General features: G+C 68.4%; 15 protein-coding genes. 1 reads left to right on the forward strand and 14 read right to left on the reverse strand.

What is annotated here, in order from left to right:
* The 14 genes from ACE3QW_RS03710 to ACE3QW_RS03775 form a co-directional block, all read right to left on the reverse strand.
* Positions 1-288, reverse strand: a 288-nt coding sequence (locus ACE3QW_RS03710; RefSeq protein WP_374250486.1) for a biotin/lipoyl-containing protein, incomplete at its 3' end; no start/stop codon positions are given.
* Between the two features lie 27 nt (positions 289-315).
* Entirely contained in the window at positions 316-642 is a 327-nt protein-coding gene (locus tag ACE3QW_RS03715) for a YciI family protein (RefSeq protein ID WP_024281006.1), read from the reverse strand.
* A 38-nt stretch (positions 643-680) separates the two neighbouring features.
* Complete coding sequence (locus ACE3QW_RS03720; protein WP_374250487.1) at positions 681-3,635, reverse strand: 2-oxoglutarate dehydrogenase E1 component; 2,955 nt, start codon at positions 3,633-3,635, stop codon at positions 681-683.
* Positions 3,636-3,998: 363 nt separating this feature from the next.
* Positions 3,999-4,883: a succinate--CoA ligase subunit alpha gene (gene sucD / locus ACE3QW_RS03725; RefSeq protein WP_374250489.1), complete on the reverse strand. Its 885-nt coding sequence runs from the start codon at positions 4,881-4,883 to the stop codon at positions 3,999-4,001.
* Positions 4,883-6,085 carry an ADP-forming succinate--CoA ligase subunit beta gene (sucC, locus tag ACE3QW_RS03730; RefSeq protein ID WP_250168736.1) on the reverse strand — a complete coding sequence of 401 codons (1,203 nt, stop codon included), beginning with the start codon at positions 6,083-6,085 and terminating at the stop codon, positions 4,883-4,885. Before sucC ends, sucD begins: the two co-directional genes overlap by 1 nt.
* Before the next feature lie 252 nt (positions 6,086-6,337).
* Positions 6,338-7,303, reverse strand: coding sequence for a malate dehydrogenase (gene mdh, locus ACE3QW_RS03735; protein ID WP_374250490.1), 966 nt, complete (start codon positions 7,301-7,303; stop codon positions 6,338-6,340).
* Between the two features lie 764 nt (positions 7,304-8,067).
* Entirely contained in the window at positions 8,068-8,409 is a 342-nt protein-coding gene (gene nifW, locus ACE3QW_RS03740; RefSeq protein ID WP_168457300.1) for a nitrogenase stabilizing/protective protein NifW, read from the reverse strand.
* A 69-nt stretch (positions 8,410-8,478) separates the two neighbouring features.
* Positions 8,479-9,258 carry a serine O-acetyltransferase gene (gene cysE, locus ACE3QW_RS03745; protein ID WP_029555895.1) on the reverse strand — a complete coding sequence of 260 codons (780 nt, stop codon included), beginning with the start codon at positions 9,256-9,258 and terminating at the stop codon, positions 8,479-8,481.
* A gap of 3 nt (positions 9,259-9,261) precedes the next feature.
* Positions 9,262-10,509 (reverse strand): homocitrate synthase, encoded by a 1,248-nt coding sequence (gene nifV / locus ACE3QW_RS03750; RefSeq protein ID WP_029555896.1) that lies wholly within the window; start codon positions 10,507-10,509, stop codon positions 9,262-9,264.
* Positions 10,510-10,891: 382 nt separating this feature from the next.
* Positions 10,892-11,734, reverse strand: coding sequence for a ModD protein (modD, locus tag ACE3QW_RS03755; RefSeq protein ID WP_374250491.1), 843 nt, complete (start codon positions 11,732-11,734; stop codon positions 10,892-10,894).
* A 91-nt stretch (positions 11,735-11,825) separates the two neighbouring features.
* Positions 11,826-12,623 carry an ankyrin repeat domain-containing protein gene (locus tag ACE3QW_RS03760; RefSeq protein WP_374250492.1) on the reverse strand — a complete coding sequence of 266 codons (798 nt, stop codon included), beginning with the start codon at positions 12,621-12,623 and terminating at the stop codon, positions 11,826-11,828.
* A 32-nt stretch (positions 12,624-12,655) separates the two neighbouring features.
* On the reverse strand, positions 12,656-14,320 hold the full coding sequence (locus ACE3QW_RS03765) for a nitroreductase family protein (RefSeq protein ID WP_374250493.1): 1,665 nt from the start codon (positions 14,318-14,320) through the stop codon (positions 12,656-12,658).
* 2 nt (positions 14,321-14,322) lie between these two features.
* Positions 14,323-14,760, reverse strand: a complete 438-nt coding sequence (locus ACE3QW_RS03770; protein ID WP_374250494.1) for an ArsC/Spx/MgsR family protein — start codon at positions 14,758-14,760, stop codon at positions 14,323-14,325.
* 6 nt (positions 14,761-14,766) lie between these two features.
* Entirely contained in the window at positions 14,767-15,201 is a 435-nt protein-coding gene (locus ACE3QW_RS03775; RefSeq protein ID WP_024281020.1) for a response regulator transcription factor, read from the reverse strand.
* Between the two features lie 516 nt (positions 15,202-15,717).
* On the opposite strand from ACE3QW_RS03775, the gene ACE3QW_RS03780 reads away from it, so the two are divergent.
* Positions 15,718-15,842, forward strand: a 125-nt coding sequence (locus ACE3QW_RS03780) for an ArsA-related P-loop ATPase (RefSeq protein WP_374250495.1), incomplete at its 3' end; no start/stop codon positions are given.

Consider the following 15,842-nt stretch of genomic DNA (forward strand, 5'->3'; position numbering starts at 1 on the left):
GGCGGGAGCCGGAGCTGCGGCGGGGGCAGCGGCAGGCGCCGCCTCGGCGCCCGAGCCGGCGCCGATATTGCCGAGCAGCGCGCCGACGCCGACGGTCTCGCCGTCCTTGGCGATGATCTCGGAGAGGACGCCCGAGGCCGGAGCCGGCACCTCGACGGTCACCTTGTCGGTCTCGAGCTCCACCAGCGGCTCATCGGCCTTGACGGCCTCGCCGGGCTTCTTGAACCACTTGCCGATGGTCGCCTCGGTAACGGACTCGCCCAGGGTGGGCACGCGGATCTCGGTCATTGTGTTTGCCCCTTGAGGGGGCCTCCCTCAGACTTCGGCTTGGGCCGGGCGTGGCGCCCGGCGCTCGATGAGCGACAGAATGGGCATCACCGCATAGGTGAAGCCCAGGTCCGCCTTGATGACGGGATCCCGAAGCGAGAGACCGGTCGCGGCGGCCTCGTCGGGTACTTCGATGACGGCCATCCCCCAGATGCCCGCCGGGTCCGCCACCGGACCGACGGCGAGGGCCGTGCCGGCCTCCGCCTCGGCCTGCCAGAAGGCGAAGTGCGCGCCCATGGCGTCCATCTCGGCCGCGCTCGCGTCCGAGGGGAAGCTCGGGCGCGGCGGGGAGAGGCGGAGCAGGAAGTGCGGCACGGCGCGTCCTCTTTCGGGGCGGTTCTTCGGATGTCGGATCAGCCCAGGGCTTCCTCGAGGAAGGCCTTGAGCTGCGCCATGTGCTTGGACATGAGGCCGGTGGCCGTGGCGGCCGACGCCGGACGGCCGGCATAGCGCGGACGCCGCGCAGCACCGCCCGCCTGCTCCAGCACCCACTCCAGATAGGGCTGCACGAAGGCCCAGGACCCCTGGTTCTTCGGCTCCTCCTGGCACCACACGACCTCGGCGTTCTTGAAGCGGCCGAGCTCCTGCACCAGCGTCTTGAGCGGGAACGGATAGAGCTGCTCCACGCGCAGCAGGTAGACGTCGTCCACGCCCCGCTTCTCGCGCTCCTCCAGCAGGTCGTAATAGACCTTGCCCGAGGACAGCACGACGCGGCGGATCTTGTCGTCCGGCTGGAGCTTGATGGTGTTCTCGTCCGGGTGCGACTGGGCGTCGTCCCACAGCACGCGGTGGAAGGTGGTGCCGGTCACCATGTCCGACAGGTTGGACACCGCCCGCTTGTGGCGCAGCAGCGACTTGGGCGTCATCAGGATGAGCGGCTTGCGGAATTCCCGCTTCATCTGCCGGCGCAGGATGTGGAAGTAGTTGGCCGGGGTGGTGACGTTGGCCACCTGCATGTTGTCCTCGGCGCACAGCTGCAGATAGCGCTCGAGGCGGGCGGAGGAGTGCTCCGGACCCTGGCCCTCATAGCCGTGCGGCAGCAGGCAGACGAGGCCGGACATGCGCAGCCACTTGCGCTCGCCCGAGGAGATGAACTGGTCGAACACCACCTGCGCGCCGTTGGCGAAGTCGCCGAACTGCGCCTCCCAGAGCACCAAGGTGTTGGGCTCGGACAGCGTGTAGCCGTACTCGAAGCCGAGCACCGCCTCTTCCGAGAGCATCGAATTGATGACCTCGTACTTGGCCTGGGTCTCGGAGAGGTGGTTGAACGGCTTGTAGCGGGCCTCGGTCTCCTGGTCGAGCAGCACCGAGTGGCGCTGGGAGAAGGTGCCGCGCTCCACGTCCTGGCCCGACAGGCGGACCGGATGGCCTTCCAGCAGCAGGGAGGAGAAGGCGAGCGCCTCGCCGGTCGCCCAGTCGATGCCCTTGCCGTCCTCGATGGCCTTCTTGCGGTTGTCGAGGAAGCGCTGGATGGTGCGGTGGACCTGGAAGCCCTCCGGCACGGTGGTGATCTTCGCGCCGATGGCCTTCAGCTCGTCTTCCGGCAGGCCGGTGTTGCCGCGGCGCGGATCATCATCCTCGTGGGTGGGCTTGAAGCCGGCCCAGCGGCCATCGAGCCAGTCGGCCTTGTTGGGCTTGTAGGCCTGGCCGGCCTCGTGCTCGGCCTCAAGGCGGTCGCGCCACGCATTGCGCATGGTGTCCACCTCGCCGGCGGTCACGACGCCCTCGGCTTCCAGCTTCTTGGTGTACAGCTCCAGCACGCTCGCGTGCTGGCGGATCACCTTGTACATCTTCGGCTGGGTGAACGCGGGCTCGTCGCCCTCGTTGTGGCCGAAGCGGCGGTAGCAGAACATGTCCACCACCACCGGCTTGTGGAAGCGCTGGCGGAACTCGGTGGCCACCTTGGCGCAGAACACCACGGATTCCGGGTCGTCGCCGTTGCAGTGGAAGATCGGCGCCTCGATCATCTTCGCCACATCCGACGGATAGGGCGAGGAGCGCGAATAACGCGGATTGGTGGTGAAGCCGATCTGGTTGTTGATGATGAAGTGGATCGAGCCGCCGGTGCGGTGACCCTTCAGGCCGGAGAGGCCGAGGCACTCGGCCACCACGCCCTGGCCGGCGAAGGCGGCATCGCCGTGCAGCAGCAGCGGCAGCACCTTGGTGCGCTCGGTGTCGCCCAGCTGGTCCTGCTTGGCGCGGGCCTTGCCCAGCACCACCGGATCAACGATCTCGAGGTGCGACGGGTTGGCGGTCAGCGACAGGGGGACCTTGTTGTTGTCGAACTCGCGGTCGGACGAGGCGCCGAGGTGATACTTCACGTCGCCCGAGCCTTCCACGTCGTCGGGCGCCCAGGAGCCGCCCTTGAACTCGTGGAACAGCGCGCGGTGGGGCTTGCCCATCACCTGGGTCAGCACGTTCAGGCGGCCGCGGTGGGCCATGCCGAACACGATGTCCTTCACGCCGAGATTGCCGCCGCGCTTGATGATCTGCTCCAGCGCCGGGATCAGGCTCTCGCCGCCGTCGAGGCCGAAGCGCTTGGTGCCGGTGAACTTCACGTCGAGGAACTTCTCGAAGCCCTCGGCCTCCACCAGCTTGTTGAGGATGGCGCGCTTGCCCTCGCGGGTGAAGGTGACTTCCTTGTCCGGCCCCTCGATGCGCTCCTGGATCCAGGCCTTCTCCTCGGGCGAGGAGATGTGCATGAACTCGACGCCGATGGAGGCGCAATAGGTGCGGCGCAGGATGGCGACCATCTGGCGGACGGTCGCGAATTCGAGGCCCAGCACGTGGTCGATGAAGATCTTGCGGTCGAGGTCGGCCTCGTAGAAGCCGTAGGAGGCCGGATCCAGCTCCGGCGCCTCGCGCGGCGGGGTCAGGCCCAGCGGGTCTAGATTGGCGTGCAGATGGCCGCGCATGCGGTAGGCGCGGATCATCATCAGCGCCTTGACGGAATCGCGGGTGGCCTGCTGCACCTCGGTGGCGGAGAACTCGACGCCGGACTTCTGCGCCTTGGCCTTCACCTTGTCGGCGATGGCCTTCTCCACCTCGATCCACTGGCCGTCCATGGCCGACACCAGCTCGCCATTGGCGTGCACCGGCCAGTTGGGCTTCTTCCAGGAGGCGCCGCGGGCGTTCTCGATCACCTGGTTGGGATCGTCCTTCAACGCCGCGAAGAAGGCCTGCCACTCAGCGCTGACCGAATTGGGATCGGTCTCATAGCGGGCGTAGAGATCCTCGATCCAGGCAGCATTGGCGCCATAGAGGAAGGAGGTGTTCAGGAATACGTCGTTCTGTTCCGCGCGCGACATGGGCTTGTTCCCGGAAGACCGTGGCGCCTCACTCTCCTTGAGCGCATTTCGCGCGGAAAATGAAGCCCCAAGGCCGCTCGTCTGCCACAAATCCGGCGCCCGGCCCTTGCCGGACGCCCCGTCACCCCTGCGAGGCTCGTGGCGGCCTTCGACAGCAGTGCTCGACAACCTTCATATGGGCAGGGCGGCCACCGGCCGAAAGGCCGGCGCCTCGCCCCGTCCGAACCGCGCTCGCCAGTCGCCGAACTTCATGGCGATTGCGCGGCGGATGCCCTTGCGGGAGCGGAATTCCAAGGCTTTCGCCCGGCGTTCCCGCTCCCGGTCATCCAAGCGGCGATCCCCCGGCCGGGCCGGGGGAAAGCCTCAGCCCTTCAGCACCTCGACGAGGGTCTTGCCGAGGCGCGCGGGGGACGGAGACACGCGGATGCCCGCCGCCTCCATGGCCGCGATCTTGTCCTCGGCGCCGCCCTTGCCGCCGGAGATGATGGCACCGGCATGGCCCATGCGACGGCCGGGAGGGGCCGTGCGGCCGGCGATGAAGCCCACCATCGGCTTCTTGCGGCCCTTCTTCGCCTCATCGGCGATGAACTGCGCCGCATCCTCCTCCGCCGAGCCGCCGATCTCGCCGATCATGACGATCGACTCGGTCTTGGGGTCGGCCAGGAACATCTCCAGCACGTCGATGAATTCCGTGCCCTTCACCGGGTCGCCGCCGATGCCCACCGCCGAGGTCTGGCCGAGGCCTTCCTGTGTGGTCTGGAACACGGCCTCATAGGTCAGCGTGCCGGAGCGCGAGACGATGCCCACCGAGCCGGGTTTGAAGATGTTGGCCGGCATGATGCCGATCTTCGACTGGCCGGCGGTGACGATGCCGGGGCAGTTGGGGCCGATGAGGCGGCTCTTGGAGCCGGACAGGGCGCGCTTCACCTTCACCATGTCGAGCACGGGAATGCCCTCGGTGATGCAGACAATAAGCGGGATTTCCGCGTCGATCGCCTCGAGGATGGCGTCGGCGGCGCCCGGAGGCGGCACGTAGATCACCGAGGCGTCGGCGCCGGTGGCTTCCTTGGCCTCGATCACGGTGTCGAACACCGGCAGGTTGAGGTGGGTGGTGCCACCCTTGCCCGGCGAGGTGCCGCCGACCATCTTCGTCCCGTAGGCGATGGCCTGCTGGGCGTGGAAGGTGCCGTTCTTGCCGGTGAAGCCCTGGGTGATGACCTTGGTGTTGGCGTCGATCAGCACGGACATCACGCAGCTTCCTTCTTCACGGCCGCGACGATCTTCTGCGCCGCATCATCGAGATCATCGGCGGGGATCACATTGAGCCCGCTCTCACGGATGATCTGCTTGCCTTCTTCCACATTGGTGCCTTCGAGGCGCACCACGAGGGGCACCTGGAGGCCGACCGCCTTCACCGCCGCGATCACGCCGTTGGCGATCACGTCGCACTTCATGATGCCGCCGAAGATGTTGACGAGGATGCCCTTCACGTTCGGGTCGGCGGTGATGATCTTGAATGCCGCCGTCACCTTCTCCTCGTTGGCGCCGCCGCCCACGTCGAGGAAGTTCGCCGGGCTCTCGCCGTAGAGCTGGATGATGTCGAGGGTCGCCATCGCGAGGCCCGCGCCGTTGACCATGCAGCCGATGGTGCCGTCGAGGGCGATGTAGGCGAGGTCGTACTTGGACGCCTCGATCTCCTTCTCGTCCTCTTCCGTCAGGTCGCGCAGCTCGACGAGCTTGGGATGGCGGAACAGGGAGTTGGAATCGAAGGACACCTTGGCGTCGAGCACGCGCAGGTTGCCGTCCTTGGTGACGATGAGCGGGTTGATCTCCAGCATCGCCATGTCGGTCTCGACGAAGGCGGTGTAGAGCACCTCGGCCAGCTTGCCGGCCTGCTTGGCGAGTTCGCCGGACAGGCCGAGGGCCTTGGCGATCTTGCGGCCGTGGAAGCCCTGCACGCCAGTCACCGGGTCCACCGAGAAGGTGACGATCTTCTCGGGGGTGGAGTGGGCGACTTCCTCGATGTCCATGCCGCCTTCGGTGGAGACCACGAAGGCCACGCGCGAGGTGACGCGGTCCACGAGCAGGGAGATGTAGAACTCCTTCTCGATGTCCGAGCCTTCCTCGATGTAGAGGCGGTTCACCTGCTTGCCGGCCGGGCCGGTCTGGATGGTGACGAGGGTGCGGCCGAGCATCTGGCCGACGAACTCCTTCACCTCATCCACGGACTTGGCGAGGCGCACGCCGCCCTTCTCGCCGGCCTCGGGCTCCTTGAACTTGCCCTTGCCGCGGCCGCCGGCGTGAATCTGCGACTTCACCACCCAGAGCGGGCCACCCAGCTCCTTGGCGGCGGCTTCCGCCTCCTCGACCTTCAGCACGGGAATGCCGCGCGAGACCGGGGCGCCGAAGCTCTTCAGCAGCGCCTTGGCCTGATACTCGTGAATATTCATCTTCCGTGTCCCTCAGGGTTGCGATGTGTCCCTTTCCCCGCCCCGGTCCGTCCCGGGTCCCGCGCAATTGCGGGACCGCCCGGTCAAGACCGCCTCCACCGCAGAAGGGGGACCCGCGCCACCGCCCCGGCCCGAAGGACTGGAGCGAGGATGCGGTCTCCCCCGAGGAGGGGAACACTCGTCTCCTTCACCACGCCGGTTGTACCCCGGCACGAAAACGGCGCGCCTTGCGGCACGCCGTCATGAGCGAGATCACTTCCCGAGGCCGGGTGCGATCTTCAGGCAGGCCTCCACCAGTCCTTCGACTGCGGCGACCGATCTTTCGAACATGGCGCGCTCGGACCGGTCGAGCTCGACCTCCACGATACGCTCCACCCCCCGCGCGCCGATGACGGCCGGCACGCCGAGATAGATGTCCCTGAGCCCGTATTCCCCATCGAGCCGTGCGGCGACCGGGAGCAGGCGCTTCTTGTCCTTCAGGTAGCTCTCCGCCATGGCGATGGCGGCGGCGGCCGGCGCATAGAAGGCCGAGCCGGTCTTGAGCAGATTGACGATCTCCGCCCCGCCGTCGCGCACGCGCTGGACGATGGCGGCGATGCGCTCCTCGCTGGTCCAGCCCATGCGGATGAGGTCCGGCACCGGGATGCCGCCCACGGCGGAATAGCGCACCAGCGGCACCATGGTATCGCCGTGCCCGCCCATGACGAAGGCTGTCACATCCTCCACCGAGACGCCGAACTCCTCGGAGAGGAAGAAGCGGAAGCGGGCGGAATCCAGCACGCCGGCCATGCCCACCACTTTCTCCGGCGGAAGGCCGCTGGTGCGCTGGAGCGCCCAGACCATGGCATCGAGCGGATTGGTGATGCAGATGACGAAAGCGTCAGGCGCATATTTGCGCAGGCCCGCGCCCACCTGCTCCATCACCTTGAGGTTGATGGCGAGGAGGTCGTCGCGGCTCATGCCCGGCTTGCGCGGCACGCCGGCGGTGACGATCACCACGTCGGCGCCGGCGATGGCATCATAGCTGGAGGCGCCCCAGATGCCCGCGTCGAACCCCTCCACGGGGGCGAGCTGGGCGAGGTCCAGGGCCTTGCCGTCGGGAACGCCGTCGGCGACGTCGAACAGCACGATGTCGCCCAGTTCCTTCAGTCCAGCCAGAAGGGCGAGCGTACCGCCGATCTGGCCGGCCCCGATGAGGGCGATCTTGTTGCGGGCCATCCCAAATCCCCGGTAACCGCTGCGGAGCCGGCACATGAGACGAGCCGCCGCAGGAACGCGGCGCTTGACTACTCCCATCCGTCCGGGGGTTCAAGCCGGCCGCACTGCACAAATAGTGGCATCGAGCGGGATTTTGCCGCAAAAACGGGTCGTTTTGCGCCGATTTTCTGCTGATTTGCACCATGCGGAAAACCATCCCGCAGAGCGGTGCAACGGCCTACCACCGGCCACACCGGAAAAGGCAACGCTTCCGCCCGCTCGGGCGGCATGACGCTCGCGCCCGCCCGGCGGCAGGGCGAGGCTGCAAGGGACCGGCGCAGCGCCGTGCGATCTGGAAAAGCCCGGAAAGCCAGGGGGAAGGCGCGCGGGGGCCGGCATGGTCCGCCCGAATGGGGCAGGATCACACGGCCTCTGGCCTTGCGTAAGGGATCTGGGCGGTTCTGGCGCCACCCATGCGCCGGGTCCGGACGCGCGCCCGGACCGGGGCCAGCCCACCGCCGGGACCGGCCCGGGGGTCTTGGCACGCGGCCGGAGTCATCAACGCGGCGGTCATCAGCGCGCATCGGCGCCGGTCCTTGAGGAAATCTGCCCTCTCCCCGCACACGGCCGAGCGACCAGCCGGATGAAAAAAATAAAACAACGTCAATATCAACGAACAAAAAGCAGGGAGAGGGCAGCCGGCCGGAGCACTTCGGGGCACTCCGGCGGAAGGGTGGCCCCGCCTTCATCCGCGCGGCTGCGCGGAGGGGCGGGACGAGACGGTCTCAGCTTCCGGTCTTGAGCGAGCCGAGCTGGACGAAGGCGGGCTTGGCGGCGGGGGCCGCCGGGCGGTTCGGATCATGCTCCTTCAGCACCTTGAACACCCGCTCCGCCATGGGGTTGGACTTGATGAAGTCGGCATAGGCCTGCCCCAGCATGGTCTGGGCGGCGGAATAGATCTCCTCCTCGCTCATGCCGTCGAACTCGGCCGAGACGAGGTACTGGCCCATGCGCCGCAGGATATGGAGGCGCAGCACCTGCAGCACTTCCGGCTGGTATTCCACCTGCAGCACCTCGAAGAACTCCTCGGCGCTTCCGAGAGACTTCAGCTTGTCGATGATGGACATGTCGCTCTTTCTCCTGTCGATCAGTCCAAGTCTGGTCAACCCAAGTCTGGTCCACCCAAATCCGGGATGTCAGGCCGCCTCGTCCGCGCTCGCCGGCCGGCCGCGCTGGCGCTCACCCTGCAGGTGGGTGAGGCGGGCCTCGAGGAACTCGATCCGGTCCAGCAGGGAGACGATGGCCTCGCCCACCGGGTCCGGCATCAGATGGTGCTCAAGGTCGATGCGGCCGTCGCCGAGCTTGCGGCGGTCGGAGGTGGGCTTCACCACCCGGCCGGGAATGCCCACCACCGTCATGGCCGGCGGGACATCCTCGATCACCACCGAATTGGCGCCGACCCGGCAGCCGGCCCCCACCGTGATCGGCCCGAGGATCTTGGCGCCCGCGCCCACCAGCACGCCATTGCGCAGGGTGGGATGGCGCTTGCCCGCCGTCCAGGACGTGCCGCCCAGGGTCACGCCATGGTACAGGGTGACATCATCGCCGATCTCGGCGGTCTCGCCGATCACCACGCACGCGCCGTGATCGATGAAGAAGCGCCGGCCGATGGTGGCGCCGGGATGGATGTCCACATTGGTCAGGAAACGGCCCAGCCAGGAGAGGAAGCGGGCCGGGAACTTCACCCCCCGCCGCCACAGCCGGCTGGCAAGCCGATGCCAGATGATGGCATGGACGCCGGGATAGGTGAGCACGATCTCGAACGTGTGCCGGGCCGCCGGGTCCCGCGCCTTGACGCAGTTCACGTCCTCGCGGATCAGCTGCCAGACCGTGAAGGACGCCGCCGGCGCATCCAGCGCGGTCGCCGTGGCGAGGGGCACCTCGGTACCGTGCCACTTCGGGCTTCCCATGATCATGGATCAGGCTCCCATCACGGCGGCGTGGCGGCGCTTCAGCGCTTCTTCGGTGAAGCTGTCCTCGTAGAGGCGGCGCAGCACCTGGGGCGTCACCGTCTCCTTGGTGCGCACCGAGAAGTCGCGCACCCGGGCGAGGATGGCGCGGCCGCGCGCCTCGTCCACGGCCAACCCCTCGTCGGCGAGGGCCTTGGAGATGGCAGCGAGGCCGGAATGCTTGCCCAACACCACGCGGTGGGAACGGCCGAGCAGCTCCGGGTTCAGCGCCTCGTAGGTGCCGCGATCCTTCAGCAGGCCGGCAACATGGATGCCGCTCTCGTGGGTGAACACATCCTCGCCCACGATGGCCTTGGTGCGCGGCATGGCGCGGCCGGCGGCTGCCATCACTTTCTCCGCCAGCGGGCGCAGGGCACGCGGGTCGATGCCGCTTTCGGCGCGGGCGGTCTGGCGCAGGGCGATGGCGACTTCCTCCAGCGCCGCATTGCCGGCCCGCTCGCCGAGGCCGACCACGGTCACGCTGGCATGGCGGGCGCCGCCGGTGACGGCGGCGAGGGTGTTGGCGGTGGCAAGGCCCAGATCGTCGTGGGCGTGGAACTCGATCTCGAGGTCCGTGGCATTGGCGACGCGCCGCACCAGTGCATAGGTGGAGAAGGGATCGAGCACGCCCAGCGTGTCGGCGAGGCGCAGGCGGAAGGCACCCGCCTCCCGCGCCACCTCGGCCACCCGGCACAGGAAATCGGGATCGGCGCGGGAGGCGTCCTCGCAGCCGATGGCCACCGTGAAGCCGAGCTTGGTGGCCAGCGTCGCCACATGCTTCAGGGCCGCGAGCGCCCAGTCGCGGTCGCGGTTCAGCTTGCCCTTGAGCTGGCGGTCGGAAGTGGGAATGGAGAGATTGACGTAGCTGACCCCGGCGGAGACCGCCGCGAACAGGTCTTCCTCGCTCATGCGGCACCAGGCGGCGACGCGGAGCGGCAGCTTGAGCGAGACGATGGAGCGCAGCGTCTCGATCTCCTCGTCGCCCATGGCCGGCGTGCCGGCCTCGATCTCGGGCACGCCGGCGGCGGCGAGCGCCTCGGCGATCTCGATCTTCTCCTTGCGGGTGAAGGCGACACCCGGCGCCTGCTCGCCATCGCGGAGCGTGGTGTCGTTGAGGAAGACCGTGCGGGCGGCCGCAGCCCCTGCCGCCGAACCGCCAGCCTCCGCCGAGGACCGGCCGGAGCGCCCAGATGTCACCGATGGAGACTTCGCGAGCATGGTGTCTTCCTCAAGTCCCGTGACCCTAAGTCCCTTGGCCCTGAACCGCGCCTGTGGTGAGCCGGAGCATCGAAGCCGCCCACCATTCGCCAGCAGCGCCTGACAGAGATCACGCAAACCGCGTGCCATTGCCGCAAGCCATTCTGGAATCGATGGAAATCAGGGAGCGCCCAGCTGTCGCAAAGCCGACAGCCGGCAAGCTTGTCCGAGGTTCGACAGGATCACGACAGACGAGACACGTGCGACACACCGTGTTGTCGGTATCGAACATACGTATAATTACGTAGTCGCCCGTTCCCGTGCGGTCATTTCTTGCAGGGACCGGACGAATTCACGGATGAGGGCAGATCATCCGGCGCGAGAAGCCGGCGGCAGGCGCCGCTCAGGCCGGGCCGATCACCACCTTCACGTCGGCGGGCTTTGCCCAATAGGGTGCCGACGTCACCAGCACATGGGCGCCAGCCGCGGCATAGGCGGCGGCGTTGGAGAGGTTGACGCCGCCGGCCGCCGCCACCTTCGTGCCGGGAGAGCGTTCCGCGGTGAGGGCGACCACCTGCCGAATGTCGTCCGGCGTCATCTTCTCGCACTGGAGCACGTCCGGCCGCGCGGGGAGCACGGCCTCGGCCTCCTCCCGCGTCTTCACCTCCACCACCACCTTCTTCTCCGGCGCCTGCCGGCGCAGCCGCGCGATGCCCTCGGCGGGATCGGCGAGGAAGGCGGCATGTTCGGGAAACAGCAGCAGCGTCTCGGACAGGCCGAGCCGGTGCGGGAAGGCGCCGCCGGCGCGGATGGCGGCGATCATCTGCGCCTTGGCGCCGGGCAGGGTCTTGCGCGTGGTCACCACCGCCACCTCGGGCGACACCGCCCGCGCGGCGGCGACGATGTCGGCGGTGAGGGTGGCGATGCCGGAGAGATATTCCACCAGCGTCTGCGCCACCTTCCACGCCCGGAAGATGGGGCCGGCCGCGCCCTCTGCGAGGAGGAAGGTGTCGCCCTGCGGCACCCGCGCGCCGCTCGCCGCCAGCAGGTCGGCCCTGGCGCCGGCCGTGACGAACAACTCGCGCGCGAGTTCAACACCGCACAGGGTGGTGTCACCGCGCACGGCCATGGAGAGGCGCGCATCGCGCCCGGCGAGGCCGAGGCTCTCGGTGGTGAGGTCGCCATAGGGCGCATCCTCGGCGAGGAGGGCGTCCACCATGGCCTGCGTCCACCAGCGGTAGGTCATGCGCCCTATCCTCGCTCAGTCCCGATACAGCAGGATTAGCGCGGGCAGACCGCAGGGTCCACGAGACAAAGCGCGACGCGACACTTGGACGTCAGACCGGTGCCGCTGCCCGGGCCTCTTTGGTCGCGCGCCGCAGCAGCGTGAGGCATTCGATGGTGGAGGCGAGGTCCAGCGCGGAAAAACCGTCCAGCGTCTCGGGGGTCGGATCGGCACCACGGGTGAGCAGTTTCTCCACCACGCCGGCCTTGCCAGCGGAAGCCGCATACATCAGCGCCGTGGCGCCATTGTCGTTGGCGCTGTCGATGGCGATGCCCGCATCCACCAGCGCGTCGATGATGTCGAGATGATCGCCCACGCAGGCGATCCACAGCGCCGTGTTGCCGTCCGCATTGCGGATGTCGAGGGCGGCACCGGCAGCGATAAGGGCCGCGACCGTCTCGCCGAGCCCCTCCGCGCAGGCCTTCATCAGCGGCGTCATGCCGTTCTCGGCGGTGGCGTTCAGCCCGTCCGGGGGAAAGCCACGGCTGGCGATCCAGGCCGAGAGCGCGGGGTCGAGCGGGTCGGCGGGCTTTTGCGCCTGCGCGTGGTTGAACCAGGCCTCATAGCCGCCGTCCACGCTCGTCACGTCGGAGAAGCCGAAATCCGACAAGGCCTGCGCGTACTCCTGGCTGGCATTGCCATGATAGCAATAGATGACCACCGGCTGCGCCTTCGGCGTGGTGCCGATGATGTCGCCGAGATTGCCGAACGCCATGTTCCGCGCGCCCGCCACATGGCCGGCGGCGTAGGAATTGGCGTCGCGCACATCGAGCAGCAGGGCCTTGCCCGTGCCCACGATGGCCACCGCCTCCGCGACGCCGATGCGGCGGAAGGGCGTGCGCTGTTTCATGATCGTCTCCCCAAATCTGGCGCCGATCCCGCTCAGGCGCCCCGGCCGGGATAGGCCGGCTCCGTGGTGATACGGTCGTCGACGGCGGCGCGCCCGACGGTGAAGTGGTAGATGGACTGGAAAGCTGCGCCTTCGAGCCCCAGCAGTTGATGCAAATCGTCATCGAAGAAGCAGCCGATGCCGGTGCCGCGGAAGCCCGCCGCCTCCGCTTCCAGATAAAGCGACTGGCCGACCATGCCCGCCTCCCAATGCAGCTGGCGGTAGCGCCACGCCTCCGCCGTCACCAGCGGCTCGAACTCCGCCAGCATGGCGAGGGCGAACGAGCTGTCGCTGGCGATGGCCTGATGGCAGCTCACGGTGCGGGCGATGCCCCGGCAGTCGGTTTCCACCAGCCGATAGAGCGGCAGGTGCGCCGGCACGCCCTCCGGCTTTTCCCATGTGAAGTCGGAGCGCAGCGCGGCCTTGAGATCCGCGAGCACGCCGTCCCGGCGCGGCAAGGCATAGAGGCCGGAGGCGAGCCCCTCCACCCGGTGGACGAACAGAAGCGGATGGACACGGGCCTCGAAGGGGGCGGCATCGAACGGCGCTGCCGCGCGCGGCAGCAGCGCATCCATGAGGCCGAGGAACACGTCGCGGGGCATGATGCTGCCCTTGGCCGTGAAGCGCTGCGCGCTGCGCCGGCCGAGGATGACCGACGCCGCCCGCGCCTCGCCGGTCGCCTCGCGAGGCGGAAGGGCGGGAGCCGCCACCCCCTCCCCCGCATCGGCGCCTGCGCGATGGGTGGCAAGGCTCACCTGATCGATCACCGGCCAGCGATAGAGCGGATGCCGGTCCAGCACATTGGCCCGCCCCATCCACCGCCCGCCCGCCGGCAGCGGCGGCAGGGCCGGCAGATCGCCGCCGGCCGGAGCCAGCGCGATCAGCATGTCGGGATCCTCCCGCTCGGCCCCGGCGAAGTTCGCCGCCCGGTCGAGGCCGATGCGGCGGGCGATGTCGGCGCTGGGGATGGTCTCCACCAGTCGCGCGGTCCAGCCGAGACAGGAAGCGGCATAGCGCACGGCGGCCAGCGCGTGGCCGAGATCCAGCTGGCAATAGCGGAAGGCGCGCTCGCCATATTTCCACGCCTCGCGCCAATGGATGGACGACAGCGCGAGGAACAGGGACGGCGCCCCGCCGACCGGCCCGAACCTCTGCTCCATGGCGAAGCCGGAGGCGCCCGCCACCACCACCACATCCGGCCCCGGAGGCGCGAAGCGATGCTCCAGCGCATGGTCGCGGCTGACATAGTGATGCACGCCATCGTCGAGACCGGCGATGCGCCCGGCGATCACATAAGCCTCGGTGGGGTGCAGATTGCCGCTGGAGGGATTGCAGCGCAGCGCCCAGCGGTCGGGGCCCAGCTGCTTCCAGGCGGCGAGGCCGAAAGAGAGTTCCAGCAGCAAGGCGACGCCGGCAAGGTCCAGCGGCGCGGGCGCCACCGTTCCCGACACCATTTCCGAAAAGGAAACGCCGAGCCCTTCCGCCGCCAGCGGCAGAGCGGTGCGCGGCGCGCCCTCATACTCCCGGAACGGATTGGGCTGCATGTCCCAGTCCAGCGTCTCGGGGCCGGCGGCGTAGCCCTTCAGGCTGTGCTTGGTGCGGGCGTGGTAGGCCAGCGCCGCCTCGAAGGGACGCGCGGGGGGCAGCAGCGCGTTCATGTTCAGGACGCCTTCCGTTCGCCGGGGTCCGGACAGGGATGGGCCTCGCCGGGATGGGAGCAGCCCTCCAGGGGCCTCGCTCCCGGCGCGACCGGTCCCAGCAGGGAGGTGACGGGCTCACGGTCGAAGCCGGCGCAGCGGGCGCCCTCCACCTCCACCAACGGGCGGCGGATGAGCAATGGCTCCGCCAGCATCAGCGCGATGGCCGCCTCGGCCTCCACCGCCTCGGGCTTGACCTCACCCGACTTCACCTTCGGCGCCGCCGGATTGAACCAGGTGGCGACCGGCGTCGCGCCGAAGAAGCTCTTCAGGCGCTCGGCCGTCCACGGCTCGGTCAGGAGGCTGCGGACATCCAGCGTATGGCCGGCATTGGCGAGGGCGAGCTTCTGCCGGGCATTGGTGCCGCAGCCCGGCTTCTCCCAGAAGGTGACGTGGGCCACGGCGCCCTACTTCATCACGGAGAGCTGCACGAGCTGCGCGCCGCCGTCGCGGCCGAGCACCGTATCCACCTTCTTGCGCACGCCCTCCAGCGTCAGCGGCTTCACCACCGCGCCATGGGCGCCGGCCTTCAGCCCGCTCACCGCCACCGCCTCTTCCGACTTGTCGGTGACGATGAGGATGCGCACGCCGGGAAACTTCGTCTTCATCTCGCCGATCAGCGCATCGCCGCGCGCCTTGAGCAGGCCGACGCCGAGCAGGACCACGTGCGGCATCAGCCAGCCCTGCCCCTTCTCATAGGCCTCCTCGGGGGTGGCGAGCTCGTGGGTCTCGATCTCGTCGTGCAGCATGAACTGGAGCGCCGCGCGGGTGATCTCGTCCTCGTCCACCACGAAGACACGCCGCTGGTCCACCGCCTTGGACGTCTCAACGCCGATCTGCATCTGTCGCCTCGCTCATAACTTGCGTTTATCGCGCGCCGATCCCCGTTGTCGGCACCGCCCGCCTGCTGCGGCGGGCCGGGTTCGGGACCACGGCCGTCCGCGCGCGAGCGGGTTGATGGACCGTCAAGCAAGTTCCGTTCCTCGCCCGCAACCGCAGTCCTGGACGGGATTGCTCCGGCGACGGCGCGTCGAGCGCCCGGCATATGTCCCAATCCCGACACACGACCCATACCTGTCGGGTTCGACACACCATTCGAAAGGCCAAGGAAGGCCCCCTCGCACCCCCGGAATTTGATTGAGATCAAAGGCCTGCGGGGTATTGGGGCGAGTGGCACGCTGGTTGCTCCTGCCATGGCGCAACAGCGAGTGAGGGCTGAGTGCACGCCTAGGCCGCCGCCAGCGATGCGCTCCTTCCCGTAACCCGCGGGGCGTTTCCGATCGATATTGCTGACGAGAGAAACGGCCTCGCGCCAATTCGCGCGGTGGTCTTCCAAAGTAGGTTCGAAGGAGAGCAAGATGGCTTCGCTGCGACAGATCGCGTTTTACGGCAAGGGTGGCATCGGCAAGTCCACCACGTCCCAGAACACGCTTGCGGCCCTGACCGAGCTTGGTCAGCGCATCCTCATCGTGGGCTGCGACCC

The organism is Xanthobacter sp. (assembly GCF_041911315.1).
Taxonomy (GTDB): Bacteria; Pseudomonadota; Alphaproteobacteria; order Rhizobiales; family Xanthobacteraceae; genus Xanthobacter; species Xanthobacter aminoxidans.